Here is a 20013-nt window from a genome sequence, read left to right as displayed (position 1 = left end):
ATCGGGTGAAAAGCCCGCTTGAGGCTTGCGCATCCGAGTTGGCTGCGTTAACCAACGGCTTGTTGCAACACTTATTTCGGCTTGTTGGCCTGATGGCCGGAATGTCGCCCGACATTTTCACTGACAGGCAGGGATGGATAAGATGACTGAACTCCTCAGTTCCTACCTTCCGATCGCAATTTTTATCGGCATTGCCCTCGTTATCGGTATAGCGCTTCTCGTTGCGCCGTTTGCCGTTGCGTATAAGGCGCCTGATTCTGAAAAGCTTTCGGCTTACGAATGTGGTTTCAATGCATTCGACGATGCGCGTATGAAATTCGACATTCGATTCTATCTTGTGTCGATTCTCTTCATCATCTTCGATCTTGAAGTTGCCTTCCTTTTCCCTTGGGCCGTTTCCTTCGGCGATCTGGGCTGGTTCGGCTTCTGGTCGATGATGGTCTTCCTCGGCGTTTTGACCATCGGCTTTATCTATGAATGGAAGAAGGGAGCCCTGGAATGGGAGTGACCGCTTCAGACACGACGCTCGTCGCGCAGCAGCCGAAGGGGATTATCGATCCCTCGACCGGCAAGCCGATTGGAGCCAATGATCCGTTTTTCGGCGAGATCAACAATGAACTTGCCGACAAGGGTTTCCTGGTCACTTCGACCGACGAGCTCATCACCTGGGCCCGTACCGGCTCGCTGATGTGGATGACCTTCGGTCTGGCCTGTTGCGCCGTCGAGATGATGCAGCTTTCCATGCCGCGCTACGACGTCGAGCGCTTTGGCTTTGCCCCGCGCGCGAGTCCCCGTCAGTCGGATGTGATGATTGTTGCGGGGACGCTGACCAACAAGATGGCGCCCGCGCTTCGCAAGGTCTATGACCAGATGCCGGAGCCACGTTACGTGATTTCCATGGGCTCGTGTGCCAATGGCGGTGGTTATTACCACTATTCCTATTCGGTGGTGCGTGGCTGCGATCGCGTCGTGCCCGTCGATATCTATGTGCCGGGCTGTCCGCCCACGGCAGAGGCGCTGCTTTATGGCGTGCTTCTGCTGCAGAAAAAAATCCGCCGTACCGGGACCATCGAACGGTAAGGGCTGAGGGACGAGACAATGAGCGAAGCCCTGAACGAGCTTGCATCCTTTATTCAGGAAGTACGTGGCGAACTGATCGCCAGCGCCGAAATCAAATTCGGTGAATTGACGCTGACCGCCACACCGGAAAAGCTGATCGCGCTTCTGACCTTCCTGCGTGACGACGTGCAGTGCGGGTTTGTCAATTTCATCGATATCTGTGGTGTCGACTATCCGGCGCGCCCCGAGCGTTTCGATGTTGTCTATCATCTGCAGTCGCCGCGTCAGAACCTGCGCATCCGCGTCAAGACCATGACATCGGAAGAAAAGCCCGTGCCGTCGGCCTGTGGCGTCTTTCCCGGTGCCGACTGGTTCGAGCGTGAAGCCTGGGATATGTACGGCATCATGTTTACCGACCATCCGGATCTGCGCCGCATTCTGACCGATTACGGTTTTGAGGGGCATCCGCTGCGCAAGGACTTCCCGACCACGGGCTTTGTCGAAGTTCGCTACGACGATTCGGTCAAGCGCGTGGTTTACGAGCCGGTCGAGCTGAAGCAGGAATTCCGTAGTTTCGATTTCCTCTCGCCATGGGAAGGCACGGATTACGTGCTGCCCGGCGATGAAAAAGCGGCGAAGTGAGGACGGAAGGGTAAGTCAATGACCGAGCATAACGTTCGCAACTTCAACATCAACTTTGGTCCGCAGCATCCCGCAGCCCACGGCGTTCTGCGTCTGGTGCTCGAGCTCGACGGTGAAATCGTGGAGCGCGTCGATCCGCATATCGGTCTGCTCCATCGTGGCACCGAAAAGCTGATCGAAACCAAGACCTATCTGCAGGCCGTTCCTTACTTCGACCGTCTCGACTACGTGGCGCCGATGAACCAGGAACATGCCTATGCCATGGCGGTCGAAAAGCTCCTCGGCCTCGAGATCCCGATCCGCGGTCAGCTGATCCGCGTTCTCTATTCCGAAATCGGCCGTATCCTGTCGCATCTCTTGAACGTGACCACGCAGGCCATGGACGTTGGCGCACTGACGCCGCCGCTCTGGGGCTTTGAGGAACGTGAAAAGCTGATGGTGTTTTATGAGCGTGCCTGCGGCGCGCGCATGCACTCTGCCTATTTCCGTCCCGGTGGCGTTCATCAGGACCTTCCGCCGGAGCTGGTGGAAGATATCGGTGCATGGTGCGATCCCTTCCTGAAGACCCTCGACGATATCGACGATCTTCTGACCGGCAACCGTATTTTCAAGCAGCGTAACGTCGATATCGGCGTGGTGAAGCTGGAAGATGCCTGGGCCTGGGGTTTCTCCGGCGTCATGGTGCGCGGTTCGGGCGCCGCATGGGATCTGCGTCGTTCGCAGCCCTATGAATGTTACTCCGATCTCGAATTCGACATCCCGATCGGCAAGAACGGCGACTGCTATGACCGTTACCTGATCCGCATGATCGAAATGCGCGAGTCGGTGAAGATCATGAAGCAGTGCGTCAACCGTCTGCTTGGCGATGCAAAGACCGGCCCGTTCTCATCGCTCGACGGCAAGGTTGTGCCGCCGAAACGCGGTGAAATGAAGCGGTCGATGGAAGCGCTGATTCACCACTTCAAGCTCTACACCGAAGGCTATCACGTCCCTGAGGGTGAGGTTTACGCAGCCGTTGAAGCGCCCAAGGGCGAGTTCGGCGTGTTCCTCGTCTCCGACGGTACCAACAAGCCATACCGCTGCAAGATCCGTGCGCCGGGCTATGCCCATCTTCAGGCAATGGACTTTATCTGTCGCGGACACCAGCTCGCCGACGTGTCGGCAATTCTAGGCTCGATCGATATCGTCTTTGGAGAGGTCGACCGTTAATGCGCCCTGGCCTGATCATACTCGCAGCAAGCCTGGTGGCCGCTTCTGGTGCTGATGCCCAGACGTCGACCACAGGTGTTGCTTCGAGTTCTTCCTCCAAATCCATGGGGGAATTGGTCAGCGAGGGCTATGAGATCAAGTCGGCCGTTCCCAACGGCTCAACATTCATCGTGTTCCTCCAGAAGGACAATTCGGCCTATGCCTGCGAATTCGCCACCGTGGCGAGCTCAAGGTGTGGAGCCATAAACTGACAAGGCGTGAGGAAGAATGTCCGTTCGTCGACTAGCAGAAGACCAGCTCCAGCCCGGTGGCTTTTCCTTCACCAAGGAAAACGCCGCATGGGCTGAGGCGACGATCAACAAATATCCGGAAGGCCGTCAGCAGTCGGCCGTCATCCTGTTGCTCATGCGAGCGCAGGAACAGGACGGTTGGGTCACGCGTGCCGCGATCGAATCGATCGCCGATATGCTTGGAATGGCGTATATTCGCGTTCTCGAAGTCGCGACATTCTATACGCAGTTCCAGTTGAAGCCGGTCGGCAAGCGCGCCCATGTGCAGGTCTGTGGCACAACGCCCTGCATGCTGCGTGGCGCTGAAGACCTGATCAATGTGTGCAAGAAGAAGATCAATGCCCAGCCATTGGAGCTCAACGAGGACGGCACGCTGTCCTGGGAAGAGGTTGAATGTCAGGGCGCCTGCGTGAACGCGCCGATGGTGATGATCTTCAAGGATTCCTATGAGGATCTGACGGCTGAAAAGCTCGAAGACATTATCGACCGTTTCCAGGCAGGCAAGGGTGACGAAGTCACGCCCGGCCCACAAATCGACCGTATTTTCTCAGCCCCTGAAGGTGGCCTGACCTCACTTCTGGAAGCCGACACGGCACCGAAGAAGACAAAGGCTGCGTCTGCCTCCACTGCTGAAGTCTCCGTCCCGCCAGCCAAGGCCGGCAAGCCTGATTCCGACGCTGAGATGACAAATCCAGCGCTGAAGACACCGGCAGACGGCAAGACGGCAACGCCTGGCGGCGAACCGGTCAAGCCGGCGCGCAAGAGTGCAAAGCCTGCGACCGATGAGGCCGATGCGGGTGACAAGCCTTCGCTCGACGACAAGAACCGTCCAGCAGCCGTCGAAAAGCCTGAGACGCCTGACGACCTCAAGCTGATTTCGGGCGTTGGCCCGAAGCTTGAAGGCACGTTGAACGAACTCGGCATCTACACCTACGCGCAAGTCGCGTCGTGGAAGAAGGCCGAACGGGAATGGGTCGATGGTTATCTGAAATTCAAGGGCCGCATCGATCGTGACGATTGGGTCAAGCAGGCCAAGGCGCTCGCCAAGGGCGGCGAAGCCGAATACATCAAAGTTTTCGGCAAGAAGCCGCGCTAAGGGGTAGGATATGTTAAAAGATCAAGACCGCATCTTTACCAATATCTATGGCCTCAAGGACAAGTCCCTGAAGGGTGCGATGTCCCGCGGCCATTGGGACGGTACCAAGCAGCTGCTCGAAAAGGGCCGTGACTGGGTCATCAATGAGGTCAAGGCGTCAGGGCTTCGCGGTCGTGGCGGCGCTGGCTTCCCCACCGGCTTGAAATGGTCCTTCATGCCGAAGGAATCCGATGGCCGTCCGCATTATCTGGTCGTCAATGCCGATGAGTCGGAACCCGGCACCTGCAAGGACCGTGACATCATGCGTCACGATCCGCACACGCTGATCGAAGGCTGCGTTGTCGCCTCTTTCGCCATGGGTGCCCATCACGCGTTCATTTATGTCCGTGGCGAGTTCATGCGCGAGCGTGAAGCCCTGCAGGCAGCGATCGACGAATGCTATGATGCAGGACTGCTCGGCAAGAACAACAAGCTCGGCTACGATATCGATATCATCGTGCACCACGGTGCCGGTGCCTATATCTGCGGCGAAGAAACGGCTCTTCTCGAAAGCCTGGAAGGCAAGAAGGGCCAGCCGCGGCTGAAGCCTCCGTTCCCGGCCAATATGGGCCTCTACGGTTGCCCGACCACCGTCAACAATGTTGAATCGATTGCGGTGACCCCGACCATTCTGCGCCGTGGTGCCGGTTGGTATTCAAGCTTCGGTCGCGCCAACAATGCCGGCACCAAGCTCTATTCGATCTCGGGCCATGTCAATCGTCCCTGCACGGTTGAAGACGCCATGTCGATCACCTTCGAAGAACTGATCGAGAAGCATTGCGGCGGGATTCGCGGTGGCTGGGACAATCTTCTGGCCGTCATTCCCGGCGGGTCGTCGGTTCCCTGTGTTCCAGGTGCCCAGATGAAAGACGCCATCATGGATTATGACGGCCTCAAGGAACTGGGGTCCGGCCTCGGGACCGCCGCTGTCATCGTCATGGACAAGTCCACCGACATCGTGAAGGCCATCTGGCGTCTGTCTGCGTTCTACAAGCATGAGAGCTGCGGTCAGTGCACGCCGTGCCGTGAAGGAACAGGCTGGATGATGCGGGTCATGGAGCGCATGGTGAAGGGCAATGCCCAGAAGCGCGAAATCGACATGCTGTTCCAGGTGACCAAGCAGGTTGAAGGCCACACGATCTGCGCGCTCGGCGACGCCGCTGCATGGCCGATCCAGGGCCTCATCAAGCATTTTCGCCCGGAAATGGAAGCGCGTATCGACCAGTATACCCGCAACGCCATGGCCCATGGCGCGGTGATGGAAGCAGCTGAGTAAAGATCAACCGGTGGGCTTGAGGAAAGATCGTCATGGCCAAGGACAACGACAGGAAGAGCGAGGAGCACCCGGAAAATCCGGCTGACTTCAGCCGGATTGCCGATGCCTTCAAGGACATGCCGATTCAGCAGCTGATGGCCAATCCGGCCGCTGCCTTTGCGGCGGCGACCGCTTTCGGCTTCGGCATGGCGACCCAGATGACAGACGTTTTCCTGCGCTCCATGCAGGCCGCGGGCAAAGCATCTGAGAGTGCTGCGAAAGAAGGCGACGGCGGGGAAGATGCGGTTCAACCCGTCGCCGAGCCGGTCAAGGAGCCAGCAACGGCGCGTGCCGAAAAGCCGAAGCCAGCAAAGGTGACAAAGCCAAAGGCAACGAAGCCTGCCGCAGCCAAGTCGCCGGCTCCAGCGAAGTCCAAGGCGCAAGCCGCCAAAGCTGCGACGGCCAGGGAAGACGCGCCAAAGCCGGCGAAGACGGTGGCGACTAAGCCGACGGCCAAAGCGAAGCCGGCAGCCAAGATCGCAGCCAAGCCAAAGGCCGTGGCGGGGGCGAAGCAAGGCACAGTCGCGGCCGACGACCTGAAGGAGATTTCAGGGATCGGACCGAAGCTAGAGCAGTTGCTGAACGCACAGGGAATAACACGGTTCGCGGATATCGCGGGCCTGACGAAAGCCAGGATCGACAAGCTTGACGACACACTCGGATTGTCCGGCCGTATCGGTCGGGATGACTGGGTCGGCCAGGCGAAATCTCTGTCCGGAGACAAAAGCTGATGCAGTTTGTCGACCAGGCATTTGACGGAATTTGGAAAGCCATGTGCGAGAAGACAGCGAATGCTGGCGTGCATGTTTCCGGGAAATTGAACAATCGCGGCGACCACCAATCAATGGACCGGTCGCTCCTGCTGCGGCAGGCACGGTGTGCGTGAGACAGGAAGGCGAATATGACAAAGCTGAAAGTCGACGGTAAAGAAATCGAAGTTCCGGATCACTTCACGCTGCTTCAGGCGTGCGAGGAGGCCGGGGCCGAGGTGCCGCGCTTCTGTTTCCATGAGCGGTTGTCGGTTGCCGGCAATTGCCGCATGTGTCTCATCGAGGTGAAGGGTGGCCCGCCGAAGCCGGCAGCTTCCTGCGCCATGGGTGTGCGCGATGTCCGCGGTGGCCCGAATGGCGAACTGCCGGAAGTTTTCACCAACACGCCCATGGTCAAGAAGGCCCGCGAAGGCGTGATGGAGTTCCTGCTCATCAACCACCCGCTGGATTGCCCCATCTGCGACCAGGGCGGTGAGTGCGATCTGCAGGACCAGGCTATGGCCTTTGGTATCGATAGCTCGCGCTACAAGGAAAACAAGCGCGCCGTCGAAGACAAGTATATTGGCCCATTGGTCAAGACCGTGATGAACCGCTGCATTCACTGCACACGCTGCGTTCGCTTCACCACCGAGGTGGGCGGCATCACCGAACTCGGTCTGGTTGGTCGCGGCGAAGATGCCGAAATCACGACCTATCTCGAGCAGGCCATGACCTCCGAGCTTCAGGGCAACGTTGTTGACCTGTGCCCGGTCGGTGCGCTCACCTCAAAGCCATTCGCGTTCACCGCGCGTCCTTGGGAACTCGGCAAGACCGAATCCATCGACGTGATGGATGCGCTCGGTTCCGCCATCCGCGTTGATACGCGTGGCCGCGAAGTCATGCGTATCATGCCGCGCGTCAACGACGACATCAACGAAGAGTGGATCTCCGACAAGACCCGCTTCATCTGGGATGGGTTGAAGACCCAGCGCCTCGACCGTCCTTATGTCCGTCGGGACGGCAAGCTCATGCCCGCGACCTGGGGTGAAGCCTTCGCTGCCATCAAGACCGCAGTGTCTGCGACCACTGGCGACAAGATCGGCGCCATTGCCGGCGACCTCGCATCCGTGGAAGAAATGTATGCCTTGAAGGAGCTGATGACGGCTCTCGGTTCGAGCAATATCGATTGCCGCCAGGATGGTTCGGCTCTCGATCCGTCGCTCGGTCGCGCAAGCTATGTCTTCAATCCGACGATTGCCGGCATCGAGCAGGCTGACGCACTTCTGATCATCGGTGCCAACCCGCGTTATGAGGCCGCTGTTCTGAACGCCCGTATTCGCAAACGCTTCCGCCGTGGCAACTTCCCGATCGGTGTGATCGGCGAAGCCGGCGAGATGCGTTACGACTACGATTATATCGGCGCTGGCCCCGACTCGCTGAAAGAACTGGTCGATGGCACCGGTGCATTCTTCGAGACACTTAAAAATGCCGAACGCCCGATGATCATCATCGGTCAGGGTGCATTGTCGCGCGCCGATGGCGCAGGCGTTCTTGCAAGTGCCGCCAAGCTTTCGGCTGCAATCGGCGCCGTGACGGATGAGTGGAATGGCTTTGCCGTTCTCCATACCGTCGCATCGCGCGTCGGGGGACTCGATCTCGGTTTCGTTCCGGGCAAGGATGGCGCGACCGCAGCGGAATTGCTGACGACGACAGATGTTCTCTTCCTACTCGGCGCAGACGAAATGGACTTCTCGGCCAAGACGGCGAAGTTCACCGTTTATATCGGCAGCCACGGCGACAACGGCGCGCACACGGCGGACGTGATCCTTCCGGGTGCGACTTATACCGAAAAGTCGGGTACCTGGGTCAACACCGAAGGCCGCGTTCAGATGGGCAACCGCGCCGGTTTTGCACCCGGTGATTCTCGCGAAGACTGGGCCATCCTGCGTGCGCTGTCGGATGTTCTCGGCAAGAAACTGCCGTTCGACTCACTGGCCGCCCTGCGCGCCAAACTGTACGAAAGCTACCCGCATTTCGCGATGCTGGATGAGATTGCACCGTCCAAGGGCAGTGAAATTGCCGCACTTGCGAAAAAAGGCGGGAAGATGACCAAATCCGGGTTTGCGTCTCCGGTAAAAGACTTCTATTTGACGAACCCGATAGCGCGCGCTTCGGCTGTGATGGCTGAGTGCTCGGCACTGGCCCGTAACAATTTCAAGGTTGCGGCAGAGTAAGGGCAGGGGATCATGGACACATTTGCATCAACCTATCTCTGGCCGGCGCTGATCATGATAGGGCAGTCTTTGCTACTGCTCGTCTGTCTTCTGGTCTTCATTGCTTACATCCTTTTGGCCGACCGCAAGATCTGGGCTGCCGTTCAGCTGCGCCGCGGCCCGAACGTTGTCGGTCCATTCGGTCTGTTCCAGTCCTTCGCCGACCTTTTGAAGTTCGTCTTCAAGGAACCGGTCATTCCAGCCGGCGCCAACAAGGGCGTGTTCCTTCTGGCCCCCTTGGTCGCCGTGGTTCTGGCGCTGGCCACCTGGGCCGTGGTGCCGCTGGCCGATGGCTGGGTCATCGCCAACATCAATGTCGGTATCCTCTATGTGTTCGCCATTTCCTCGCTCGAGGTCTACGGCATCATCATGGGCGGCTGGGCATCGAACTCCAAATATCCGTTCCTCGGCGCGCTTCGTTCGGCAGCGCAGATGGTGTCTTACGAAGTCTCGATCGGCTTCGTGATCGTCACCGTGCTTCTGACAGCAGGATCGCTGAACCTGACGGATATCGTCATGTCGCAGTCCGATGGTCTGGGAACGCGTCTGGGCCTGCCCAACACCTTCCTCGACTGGAACTGGCTGGCGCTGTTCCCGATGTTCATCATCTTCTTCATCTCGGCGCTCGCTGAGACGAACCGCCCGCCCTTCGACCTTCCGGAAGCGGAATCGGAACTGGTGGCCGGCTTCATGGTCGAATACGGTTCCACGCCTTACATGATGTTCATGCTGGGCGAATATGCGGCCATCGTGCTGATGTGTGCGCTCACCACCATCCTGTTCCTCGGTGGCTGGTTGCCGCCGGCCGATATCGCCGTCCTCAACTGGGTGCCGGGTATTATCTGGTTCATCCTGAAGGCCGGCTTTGTGTTCTTCATGTTCGCGATGGTGAAGGCGTTCGTGCCGCGCTACCGCTATGACCAGCTCATGCGTCTTGGCTGGAAGGTGTTTCTTCCGCTGTCGCTTGCCATGGTCGTCATTACAGCATTCGTGCTGAAGTTCATGGGCTGGGCGTGATCATGTCCATCCTGACATTCAGCGGATTTGGAGGTTAAGATGGCTGGTCTTTCACAGGCTATCAATTCCCTGTTTCTGAAAGAGTTCGTCGGCGCTTTCTTCCTGTCGATGCGCTACTTCTTCAGGCAGAAGGCCACGATCAACTACCCCTTCGAAAAGGGGCCGGTTTCTCCACGCTTTCGCGGTGAGCATGCGCTTCGCCGTTATCCCAATGGCGAAGAACGTTGCATCGCCTGCAAGCTGTGCGAGGCGATCTGTCCTGCCCAGGCCATCACCATCGAGGCTGGCCCGCGCCGCAATGACGGCACGCGCCGCACGGTTCGCTACGACATCGACATGGTAAAATGCATCTATTGCGGTTTTTGCCAGGAAGCCTGTCCTGTTGATGCGATCGTCGAAGGTCCGAATTTCGAATTCGCAACGGAAACCCGTGAAGAACTCTATTTCGACAAGCAGCGCCTGATCGACAATGGCGACCGCTGGGAGCGTGAAATCGCGCGCAATATCGCGATTGATGCACCTTACCGCTAGTCGCGGTGCAACGTTTGGGCGGGGCATTCAGTCTCGCCCGGGCTTTTGAGTTTGAAGAGCAGCGCAGACCGGATATCCGATCCGCAAGCGCATTATCGGACGGCGCGGGGAGCCCGCCTTCGATGAAAGACGAAAAGGCAAGACTATGGGTCTGCAGGCAGTATTTTTCTATCTCTTCGCCATCGTCGCCGTGGCGTCGGCATTCATGGTCATTTCAGCGAAGAACCCGGTTCACTCGGTCCTCTTCCTGATCTTGACCTTTGTGAATGCCGCCGGTCTCTTTCTCCTGACTGGAGCAGAGTTCCTCGCGATGATCCTCCTCGTCGTCTATGTCGGCGCGGTTGCGGTTCTCTTCCTCTTCGTCGTGATGATGCTCGACATCGATTTTACCGAATTGAGGGCAGGGGCTGCGAAATATGCGCCGGTCGGTGCGCTCATCGGTCTCGTCGTCGCCGCTGAACTGATCTTCGTGATCGGCGGCAGCGTAATTTCGCCGGAAGCCCTGAACGCCGTCAAAATGCCGATCCCGGATATTGCGACGCGCACCAACACAGCTGCCCTCGGCGATGTGCTCTATACGAATTATGTTTATTACTTCCAGATTGCCGGCCTTGTTCTGCTGGTTGCGATGATCGGCGCCATCGTGTTGACGCTCAGGCATCGCCAGCACATCAAACGGCAGGATATTTCCCAACAGGTTGCCCGCACGCCCGCGACCGCCGTCAAGGTGGTCAAGGTCAAGCCCGGGCAAGGCGTCTGAGGCAAGGCGAGGTCAAGGATACAAAAATATGGAAATCGGTCTTTCCCACTACCTGACGATCAGCGCCATCCTCTTTATTCTCGGCGTGTTCGGTATCTTCCTGAACCGCAAAAACGTCATCGTCATTCTGATGTCGGTCGAGTTGATCCTGCTTGCGGTCAACATCAACATGGTGGCCTTTTCGCACTTCCTCAACGATATCGTCGGCCAGGTCTTTGCACTGTTTATCCTGACCGTGGCCGCTGCGGAGGCTGCGATTGGCCTCGCGATCCTTGTGGTCTTCTATCGCAACCGCGGTTCGATTGCCGTGGAAGACGTCAATATGATGAAGGGCTGAACCGGCTATGCTTATCTATAAGGCCATTGTCTTTCTGCCGCTGATCGGCTCGCTCATTGCCGGCCTGTTCGGTCGCCAGATCGGCGCCAAGGCTTCAGAATACATCACAAGCGGTTTGATGATCATCACCGCTATCCTGTCCTGGTTCGTCTTCATCAATATCGGTCTTGGCCATGGTGAAGGCCAGGAAGTCATCAAGGTTCCGGTTTTGCGCTGGATCCAGTCCGGCGGCATTGACGTCGAATGGGCGTTCCGCATCGACACCCTGACCGCCGTCATGCTGGTGGTGGTCAATACCGTGTCGACGCTGGTTCACATCTATTCCATGGGCTATATGCATCACGACCCGCATCGCCCGCGCTTCTTCTCCTACCTGTCGCTGTTTACCTTCGCCATGTTGATGCTGGTAACCTCCGACAACCTTGCCCAGATGTTCTTCGGCTGGGAAGGCGTTGGTCTGGCGTCCTATTTGCTGATTGGCTTCTGGTTCAAGAAGCCTTCGGCCAATGCCGCAGCCATGAAGGCCTTCATCGTCAACCGTGTCGGTGACTTCGGCTTCATTCTCGGCATTTCCGGTATTTTCGTTCTGTTCGGCTCGATCAATTTCGAAACGATCTTTGCCGCCGCACAGAGCTACCTTCCGGCTGAAGGCGCCGAGAGCACGGAAGCGGTGATCAACCTCTTCGGCATGAACCTCGATAAGGGCCACGCCCTGACCGGAATCTGCCTCCTGCTCTTCATGGGTGCCATGGGTAAGTCGGCGCAGTTCCTCCTGCACACCTGGTTGCCGGACGCGATGGAAGGCCCGACCCCTGTGTCGGCACTCATCCACGCAGCGACCATGGTCACTGCCGGTGTCTTCCTTGTCGCCCGCATGTCGCCACTGTTCGAACTGTCGCCAGACGCACTGACCTTCGTGACGATCATCGGCGCGATTACAGCGTTCTTTGCCGCCACGGTCGGTCTCGTGCAGAACGACATCAAGCGTGTGATCGCCTATTCGACCTGTTCGCAGCTCGGCTACATGTTCGTGGCGCTCGGCGTCGGCGCCTATGGGGCGGCCATCTTCCACCTGTTCACGCACGCCTTCTTCAAGGCTCTGCTGTTCTTGGGCGCGGGCTCGGTCATTCATGCCGTCGATGGCGAGCAGGACATGCGCTATATGGGCGGTCTGCGTAAACACATCCCCTATACCTTCTGGGCGATGACAATCGGTACACTGGCGCTGACCGGCGTTGGCATCCCGGGCACGATGATCGGCTTTGCCGGCTTCTTCTCCAAGGACGTCATCATCGAAGCATCCTATGCCTCGCATTCCGCAGTGGCCGGCTTTGCCTTCACCATGCTGGTGATCGCGGCTCTGTTCACCAGCTTCTATTCCTGGCGTCTGGCCTTCATGACCTTCTTCGGCAAGCCGCGGGCCTCCGCCGACGTGATGCACCATGTGCATGAATCGCCGATGGTCATGCTGATCCCGCTATTGGTTCTGTCTGTCGGTGCGATCTTTGCCGGCCTGGTCTTCGAAGGTTTCTTCTACGGCCACGAATATGCAGAGTTCTGGAAGGGTGCACTGTTTACCCTGCCTGAAAACGAACTGCTGGAAGAATTCCACCACGTTCCGTTCTGGGTCCAGATCAGCCCGTTCGTCGCCATGCTGCTCGGCTTCGTGATTGCCTGGTATATGTATATCCGTTCGCCGGAGACGCCCAAACGCCTGGCAGAGCAGCACCGTGTGCTCTACCAGTTCCTGCTCAACAAGTGGTATTTCGACGAGCTGTATAACTTCCTCTTCGTGCGCTCCGCCAAGGCATTCGGCCGCTTCCTCTGGAAGAAGGGTGATGTTGGAGTGATCGACACCTACGGACCCAACGGCATTGCCGCTGTCGTCGCAGGTGCCACGCAGCGGGTCGTCCGTCTTCAGTCGGGCTACCTCTACCACTATGCCTTCGTGATGCTGATTGGCGTCGCCGCCCTGATTACCTGGATGATGCTCGGGAGTTCCGTCTGATGACCGATTGGCCTATTCTTTCAACGGTCACCTTTCTGCCGCTTATCGGTGTCTTGCTCTTGCTTCTGACAAGGGACGACACTGAATCCGGTCGCCGAAATGTCCGTAGCGTTGCCTTGTTGACGACAGTCTTCACCTTTGCAGTCTCGCTCTTCATCTGGGTTGGCTTCGACAATTCGACAGCTGATTTTCAGATGGTGGAAAAGACCGAATGGCTGGGGACCGGCATTGCCTATCACCTCGGCGTTGACGGCATTTCGATGCTGTTCGTGATCCTGACCACCTTCTTGATGCCGTTCTGCATTCTGGCAAGCTGGATCTCGGTCGAAAAGCGCCTCAAGGAATACATGATCGCCTTCCTGCTTCTCGAAACGCTGATGATCGGCGTGTTCGTGTCGCTCGATATCGTGCTGTTCTACGTGTTCTTCGAAGCCGGTCTGATCCCGATGTTCATCATCATCGGTGTCTGGGGCGGCAAGGACCGCGTCTACGCGTCCTACAAGTTCTTCCTCTACACGCTGCTCGGCTCGGTGCTGATGCTGCTGGCCATCATGGCGATGTATTGGGATGCCGGCACGACCGACATGACCGAACTGCTGCAACATGATTTCCCGGCGCATATGCAAACCTGGCTATGGCTGGCCTTCTTCGCCTCCTTTGCGGTGAAGATGCCCATGTGGCCGGTCCATACATGGTTGCCGGATGCGCACGTGCAGGCACCGACGGCGGGCTCGATGATCCTTGCGGGTATCCTGCTGAAGCTGGGTGGCTACGGTCTGCTGCGCTTCTCGCTGCCGATGTTCCCGTTGGCCTCCGATTTCTTCGCCCCTCTGGTCTTCACAATGTCGGTGATTGCGATCGTCTACACCTCACTGGTGGCGCTTGCGCAGGAAGACATGAAGAAGGTGATTGCCTATTCATCGGTCGCGCATATGGGTTATGTGACCATGGGTACATTTGCGGCCAATGCGCAGGGTATTCAGGGTGCCATCTTCCAGATGATCAGCCACGGCTTCGTCTCGGCCGCGCTCTTCTTCTGCGTAGGCGTGATCTATGACCGGCTGCATACCCGCGACATCGCGGCCTATGGTGGCCTGGTCAACAATATGCCGAAATATGCCGTGGCCTTCCTGATCTTCACCATGGCCAATGTGGGGCTTCCGGGCACCTCTGGCTTTATCGGTGAGTTTCTGACCCTGATCGGTGCGTTCCGCGCCAATACCTGGGTTGCGCTCTTTGCCGCAACAGGCGTTATTTTGTCGGCTGCCTACGCTCTATGGCTCTATCGCCGGGTGGTCTTCGGAGCGCTGGAAAAGGAAAGCCTGAAGGCACTTCTTGACCTTTCCGGGCGCGAGAAGCTCATCCTCTATCCGTTGATCGTTTTGACCATCTTCTTCGGCGTCTATCCGGCACCGATCTTCGATGTGACCGCGGCTTCGGTCGACCATTTGATCAACAACTATTCGGCAGCTTTGCAGGCGGCGCATGACGTTGCGCTCATTGCGAATTGACGACAGGACCCTTTGGATATGACCGCTGAAACACTCCTTGCAAACCTGCATCTGATCGCGCCGGAGCTGATCCTCGCGATCGGCGCCCTGGTGCTGCTGATGATTGGCGTCTTCTCGGGTGAGAAGTCGGCAACCACTGTCACAGGACTTGCTGTCGCCGTGCTGGTTGCGGCCGGCATCTGGATGGTCCTCGTCGGTGGCGACGGTGAAGCCTTCGGTGGCGCATTCATCGCGGACGGCTATGGCCGCTTCATGAAAGTGCTCGCCCTGATCGGCTCCGTGACTGCTATGATCATGGCCGTCGGCCATGCCCGCTACGATCACCTCGACAAGTTCGAGTTCCCGGTCCTGCTGGTTCTGGCCACCCTCGGCATCATGCTGATGATCTCGGCCAATGACCTGATCTCTTTCTATCTGTCGCTCGAACTGCAGTCGCTGGCGCTCTATGTCGTCGCTGCGATCAACCGTGACAGCCTCCGTTCGACGGAAGCGGGCCTGAAGTATTTTGTTCTCGGTGCCTTGTCGTCCGGCATGCTGCTTTACGGCATGTCGCTGGTCTACGGTTTCACCGGCAATACCGGCTTTGACGAAATCGCACGCGTTCTGACGGCTGGCAAACCGCAGCTGGGCCTCATCTTCGGTCTGGTCTTCGTCCTGGCCGGTATCGCCTTCAAGATCTCGGCGGTGCCGTTCCACATGTGGACGCCGGATGTGTATGAAGGTGCACCGACCCCGGTCACGGCCTTCCTTGCAGCAGCTCCCAAGGTTGGTGCAATGGCGATCCTCGTCCGTCTGGTTATCGGTGCATTCGAGCCGATCTTTGCCGAATGGCAGCAGATCATCGTCTTCATCTCGATCGCGTCGATGGTGCTGGGCTCCGTGGCCGCGATCGGTCAGCGCAATATCAAGCGCCTGATGGCCTATTCGTCCATCGGCCATATGGGTTACGCGCTGGTCGGTCTTGCCGCCGGTTCGAAGACGGGTGTCACAGGGGTGATCATCTACATGACCATCTACATGGCCATGACCCTCGGCACCTTTGCCTGCATCATGGCGATGCGCCAGAAGGAAGGCGGCAATGTCGAGAATGTCGACGATCTCGCCGGCCTTTCCACCACCAAGCCTTTCATGGCCGTCATTCTGACAGCATTGATGTTCTCGTTGGCGGGTATTCCACCTCTGGCAGGCTTCTTCGGTAAGTATTTCGTCTTTGTGGCCGCCATCGAAGCCAAGCTCTACGCTCTGGCGATCATAGGTGTGCTGTCCTCGGTCATCGGCGCCTTCTACTACCTGCGTGTCGTGAAGGTGATGTGGTTTGACGATGCCACCATGGAATTCGCGCGCATTGCCGGCGAATTGCGCCTGGTCTTCGGTCTCTCCGGTATCTTCGTTCTGGGTTACCTGTTCTTCGGCGGACCGCTGGGCACCGCTGCGGACGCCGCCGCAAAGTCGCTCTTCTATTGACGAGCGCTGGCCTGAATGGCCGGATCTCGATCAAGGATTTCCGGCACGAGGGGCTTGGTGTCGTCGGCTCGACCAATGCAGACGCTCTTGAGCGCGCAAGGGCCGGCGATCAAGGAAATGTGTGGCTGACAGCGACCGCCCAAACGGGCGGTCGTGGTCGTCGCGGCAGGACCTGGTCATCAGAGCCAGGTAATCTTTATTCCTCGCTACTCCTTATTGATCCAGCGCCATTGGAAAGCCTGCCGTCGCTGCCCCTGGCCGTTGCGATTGCTGTGCATGATGCCGTTCGCGCCGTTTTGCCCGTCGATGCACCGGCGCTAGAAATCAAGTGGCCCAACGACATCCTGATCGGCCGCAAGAAGGTCTGCGGTATTCTGCTGGAAGGCGAGCGCTTGCCCGATGGCCGCCAGGCACTGGCAATCGGCATCGGTGTCAATATCGTCGTGCGTCCGGAACTCGCAGGCTACCCGGTCGTTAGCCTGGGCGAGGTGGGGGCGTCGGTATCACCCCAAGAGCTTTTTGCACGTCTGTTCGAAACCATGGCTGAGGCGCTGGCTCTGTGGGACCAGGGCCGGGGCGTTGCAAGTGTCGTTGCCCGCTGGCGTGAAGCGGCATGCGGCGTGGGTGAAAAAATTACGGTCAATCTGCCGGACCGTTCGATTTCCGGTTATTTTTCCGGAATTGATGATAAAGGCATGTTGCTGCTTGATCGGGAAGGCGAAAGCCGAATGACGATCGCGGCTGGTGATGTATTTTTTGGTGAAGTGAGTTAGCGAACAAAGTATGGCGAAGAACGAGGAACTGGTATTTCTGCCGTTGGGCGGCGTCGGCGAGATTGGAATGAATCTGGCCCTCTATGGCTATGGTCCGCCGACCCACCGCCAGTGGATCATGGTGGATTGCGGCGTAACATTTCCGGGACCGGATCTGCCTGGCGTGGATCTTGTGCTGCCAGATATCCGCTATGTTCTCGCCCAGAAGAACAACCTCAAGGCTATCTTCATCACGCATGCGCATGAAGACCACTATGGCGCCTTGAATGACCTGTGGCCCGGTCTCAACGTTCCCGTCTATGCCTCTGGCTTCACAGCCGGAATGCTGGAAGCAAAGCGCAACTACGAAGGCAGCCGCAGCGAAATTCCGATCACGAATTTCAAGGCTGGCGACACAGTCACTGTCGGTCCGTTCTCAGTCGAGGCTGTTGGCGTAAACCATTCCATTCCAGAACCCATGTCTCTGGTGATCCGGACGCCGCTTGGCAATCTGGTCCACACCGGTGACTGGAAGATCGACCATGCGCCATCGCTCGGGCCTTTGACCGATGAAGCCCGCTTCCGCGCTATCGGCGACGAAGGCGTTTTGGCGATGATGTGCGATAGCACCAACGCCATGCGTGACGGTGTGTCGCCATCGGAAGAAGAAGTCTCCAACGGCTTGCGCCAGATCATCGAGTCAGCCGAGGGTAGGGTGGCGATTACCACCTTCTCCTCCAATGTCGGCCGTATCCGCTCCATCGCCCAGGCAGCAGAAGCCGCCGGTCGCGAAGTGCTGCTGCTCGGCAGTTCCTTGAAGCGGGTCTGCGCCGTCGCCGCGGATGTTGGTCTGATGGAGGGAATGAAGCCCTTCATCGCTGAAGACGAATATGGCTATATTCCGCGCGACAAGATCGTCGTCATCCTGACCGGCAGCCAGGGCGAGCCGCGGGCAGCACTTGCCAAGCTCTCGCGTGACGAAATGCGGAACGTTGCGCTGGCATCCGGCGATACCGTGATCTTTTCGTCGCGCGCCATTCCCGGCAACGAAAAGGCGATCCTGGATATCAAGAACGGCCTGATCGAGCAGGGCGTTCATATCATCACGGACAATGAAGCTCTGGTACATGTGTCGGGTCACCCCCGCCGCAACGAATTGCAGCAGATGTATCAATGGGTACGTCCGAAGGTCCTCGTTCCCGTGCACGGCGAAGCAGCCCATCTGATTGCCCAGGGCGAACTGGCAAAGCAGTCCGGCATTGCCACTGTTCCGCGGGTCCGCAACGGCGACGTGTTGCGGCTCGCTCCCGGACCTGCCGAAGTGGTGGATGAGGCTCCGCATGGCCGGGTGTTCAAGGACGGAAAACTGATTGGCGATTTCGAGGAAATGGGCATCGGCGACCGCCGCAAGCTTTCCTTCGTCGGTCACGTGGCCGTCAATGTTCTGCTCGACAGCCATTTCGATTTTCTGGGTGATCCGGAAATCGTGCCCATGGGCCTTCCGGAATTCGACAATGAGGGCGAAGACATGGAGGATGTTCTCTATGATTGCGTTCTTGGTGCAGTCGAGAGCATTCCGCGCGCCCGTCGCAAGGATCTGGACAAACTGCGCGAGTCGATCCGCCGCGCAGTTCGCTCCACTGCCAATGAGGCATGGGGCAAGAAGCCTGTGGTGACGGTCTTCGTGACCAAAGTCTGATTGGCGATGTCAGGAGGGCGGTATAGCGTGCCGCCCACTGATTTCAGGAGGACACAATGCTCGGACGCGTCAATCATATCGCCATCGCCGTTCCGGATCTTGAAGCCGCCACATCCACCTATCGGGATATGCTGGGCGCCAAGGTGTCCAAGCCGCAGGTCCTTGCGGAGCACGGGGTGACCGTTGTCTTCGTTGAACTACCCAACACCAAGATCGAGCTGCTGGAGCCGCTGGGTGACACGTCTCCCATTCTCGCTTTTCTCGACAAGAACCCATCCGGCGGCATGCATCATGTCTGCTACGAGGTCGACGATATTATTGCTGCGCGCGACCGGTTGAAGCAGGCGGGCGCCCGCGTACTGGGAGATGGTGAACCGAAAACCGGCGCTCATGGAAAGCCCGTTCTGTTCCTGCATCCCAAGGACTTCTTCGGTACGCTCATCGAACTCGAACAGGTGTGACAATTTGGGCAAGGATCGCGTTTGTGATCGTGCCCGCCAAGTTCTATAACGCGGCAACAAGCAGCAGGGGTCGCATATGCTTATCTTTCTTCAGCACTTCGCCGTCTACTTCATCATCTGGTGGATTACGCTCTTTGCCGTGCTGCCGATCGGCCTTCGCACGCAGTATGAGAATGATGATGTTGTCCCAGGAACGGTGGAGAGTGCGCCTGCGCGCTTTCGCGGTTTACGCGTTGTATTGATGACAACAGTCATCGCCGGGGTCATTCACGGCGGCTGGTATCTGCTGACGAATTATACAGGCCTCAGCATGGATAATCTTCCGCGTATAATGCCGGAATTCAAGTAAGTTCAGGGCAGGCGACAAGCCAAAAAAAAACAAGGCCGTGAGGCCTTGTTCTAAATTATCGCGTGATCTTCAACCATTTAAGGGGCTGCGAGCAAAGCGCGCCTAAGATCTGATCCTCCCAAGACTTGACCGCGAAAATCGACAAGAATTTAAGCTCCTTGCCTCTTTTGTGTGCTCAAGCTAGCCTAAACCTCAGGCCATGTCACCCTGTTTTTTGTAAAATTACTACAGTTCAAAGAAAAAATAGAGCTGTTCAGAGTGTCGTTGCCTTACTTAGCGGTATGCTGTGAGCAACTGCTCGCCAATGGAGAATATGTCGCAGTTTTTGCAGCGTCGCCAAGCGCTCAGCGCGGGTTTTCTTCCGCGTCGGAAACCGCTATGAACGCAGCCGAATAGAACCCTTGTCACGGCTGATTCCGCATCCGTAGCGGCTGAGCCCATTTGATGGAATA

General features: G+C 57.8%; 20 protein-coding genes. All 20 read left to right on the top strand.

Annotated elements, in window-relative coordinates; all coding sequences use genetic code 11:
- The first annotated feature begins 142 nt into the window (after positions 1-142).
- Positions 143-508: an NADH-quinone oxidoreductase subunit A gene (locus ACWPM9_RS13110; protein ID WP_428185052.1), complete on the top strand. Its 366-nt coding sequence runs from the start codon at positions 143-145 to the stop codon at positions 506-508.
- On the top strand, positions 499-1080 hold the full coding sequence (locus ACWPM9_RS13105; protein WP_428185051.1) for a NuoB/complex I 20 kDa subunit family protein: 582 nt from the start codon (positions 499-501) through the stop codon (positions 1078-1080). Before ACWPM9_RS13110 ends, ACWPM9_RS13105 begins: the two co-directional genes overlap by 10 nt.
- Positions 1081-1098: 18 nt before the next feature.
- The gene (locus tag ACWPM9_RS13100; RefSeq protein WP_428185050.1) at positions 1099-1701 is read left to right on the top strand and encodes an NADH-quinone oxidoreductase subunit C; all 603 of its coding nucleotides are present in this window, start codon (positions 1099-1101) and stop codon (positions 1699-1701) included.
- An 18-nt stretch (positions 1702-1719) separates the two neighbouring features.
- On the top strand, positions 1720-2910 hold the full coding sequence (locus ACWPM9_RS13095; protein WP_428185049.1) for an NADH-quinone oxidoreductase subunit D: 1191 nt from the start codon (positions 1720-1722) through the stop codon (positions 2908-2910).
- The gene (locus ACWPM9_RS13090; protein ID WP_428185048.1) at positions 2910-3161 is read left to right on the top strand and encodes a hypothetical protein; all 252 of its coding nucleotides are present in this window, start codon (positions 2910-2912) and stop codon (positions 3159-3161) included. The genes ACWPM9_RS13095 and ACWPM9_RS13090 overlap by 1 nt, the downstream gene beginning before the upstream one ends.
- A 16-nt stretch (positions 3162-3177) precedes the next feature.
- Positions 3178-4296, top strand: coding sequence for an NADH-quinone oxidoreductase subunit E (locus tag ACWPM9_RS13085; protein WP_484755411.1), 1119 nt, complete (start codon positions 3178-3180; stop codon positions 4294-4296).
- A 10-nt stretch (positions 4297-4306) separates the two neighbouring features.
- Positions 4307-5611, top strand: coding sequence for an NADH-quinone oxidoreductase subunit NuoF (nuoF, locus tag ACWPM9_RS13080; protein WP_428185046.1), 1305 nt, complete (start codon positions 4307-4309; stop codon positions 5609-5611).
- 32 nt (positions 5612-5643) lie between these two features.
- Positions 5644-6381 carry a hypothetical protein gene (locus tag ACWPM9_RS13075; RefSeq protein ID WP_484755410.1) on the top strand — a complete coding sequence of 246 codons (738 nt, stop codon included), beginning with the start codon at positions 5644-5646 and terminating at the stop codon, positions 6379-6381.
- A gap of 170 nt (positions 6382-6551) precedes the next feature.
- Positions 6552-8633: an NADH-quinone oxidoreductase subunit NuoG gene (nuoG, locus tag ACWPM9_RS13070; RefSeq protein WP_428185043.1), complete on the top strand. Its 2082-nt coding sequence runs from the start codon at positions 6552-6554 to the stop codon at positions 8631-8633.
- A 12-nt stretch (positions 8634-8645) separates the two neighbouring features.
- Positions 8646-9689 carry an NADH-quinone oxidoreductase subunit NuoH gene (gene nuoH / locus ACWPM9_RS13065; protein ID WP_484755409.1) on the top strand — a complete coding sequence of 348 codons (1044 nt, stop codon included), beginning with the start codon at positions 8646-8648 and terminating at the stop codon, positions 9687-9689.
- Between the two features lie 39 nt (positions 9690-9728).
- Complete coding sequence (nuoI, locus tag ACWPM9_RS13060) at positions 9729-10220, top strand: NADH-quinone oxidoreductase subunit NuoI (protein ID WP_428185041.1); 492 nt, start codon at positions 9729-9731, stop codon at positions 10218-10220.
- A 145-nt stretch (positions 10221-10365) separates the two neighbouring features.
- Positions 10366-10980: an NADH-quinone oxidoreductase subunit J gene (locus ACWPM9_RS13055; RefSeq protein WP_428185040.1), complete on the top strand. Its 615-nt coding sequence runs from the start codon at positions 10366-10368 to the stop codon at positions 10978-10980.
- A 28-nt stretch (positions 10981-11008) separates the two neighbouring features.
- A complete protein-coding gene (gene nuoK / locus ACWPM9_RS13050) occupies positions 11009-11317 on the top strand; it encodes an NADH-quinone oxidoreductase subunit NuoK (protein ID WP_428185039.1) in 309 nt (102 codons plus the stop codon).
- Between the two features lie 7 nt (positions 11318-11324).
- Complete coding sequence (nuoL, locus tag ACWPM9_RS13045) at positions 11325-13325, top strand: NADH-quinone oxidoreductase subunit L (protein ID WP_484755408.1); 2001 nt, start codon at positions 11325-11327, stop codon at positions 13323-13325.
- Entirely contained in the window at positions 13325-14836 is a 1512-nt protein-coding gene (locus ACWPM9_RS13040; protein WP_428185037.1) for an NADH-quinone oxidoreductase subunit M, read from the top strand. Before nuoL ends, ACWPM9_RS13040 begins: the two co-directional genes overlap by 1 nt.
- A gap of 18 nt (positions 14837-14854) precedes the next feature.
- On the top strand, positions 14855-16300 hold the full coding sequence (nuoN, locus tag ACWPM9_RS13035) for an NADH-quinone oxidoreductase subunit NuoN (protein ID WP_484755407.1): 1446 nt from the start codon (positions 14855-14857) through the stop codon (positions 16298-16300).
- Positions 16297-17073 (top strand): biotin--[acetyl-CoA-carboxylase] ligase, encoded by a 777-nt coding sequence (locus tag ACWPM9_RS13030; RefSeq protein ID WP_484755406.1) that lies wholly within the window; start codon positions 16297-16299, stop codon positions 17071-17073. Before nuoN ends, ACWPM9_RS13030 begins: the two co-directional genes overlap by 4 nt.
- Positions 17074-17083: 10 nt before the next feature.
- Entirely contained in the window at positions 17084-18751 is a 1668-nt protein-coding gene (locus ACWPM9_RS13025) for a ribonuclease J (RefSeq protein WP_428185034.1), read from the top strand.
- Positions 18752-18807: 56 nt separating this feature from the next.
- Complete coding sequence (gene mce / locus ACWPM9_RS13020) at positions 18808-19212, top strand: methylmalonyl-CoA epimerase (protein WP_484755405.1); 405 nt, start codon at positions 18808-18810, stop codon at positions 19210-19212.
- Between the two features lie 76 nt (positions 19213-19288).
- Positions 19289-19561, top strand: coding sequence for a DUF1467 family protein (locus ACWPM9_RS13015; protein WP_428185032.1), 273 nt, complete (start codon positions 19289-19291; stop codon positions 19559-19561).
- Positions 19562-20013 lie beyond the last annotated feature (452 nt).

The sequence above is a fragment of the Agrobacterium sp. H141 genome (assembly GCF_057158725.1).
This window is presented reverse-complemented; position numbering and strand designations above follow the sequence as displayed.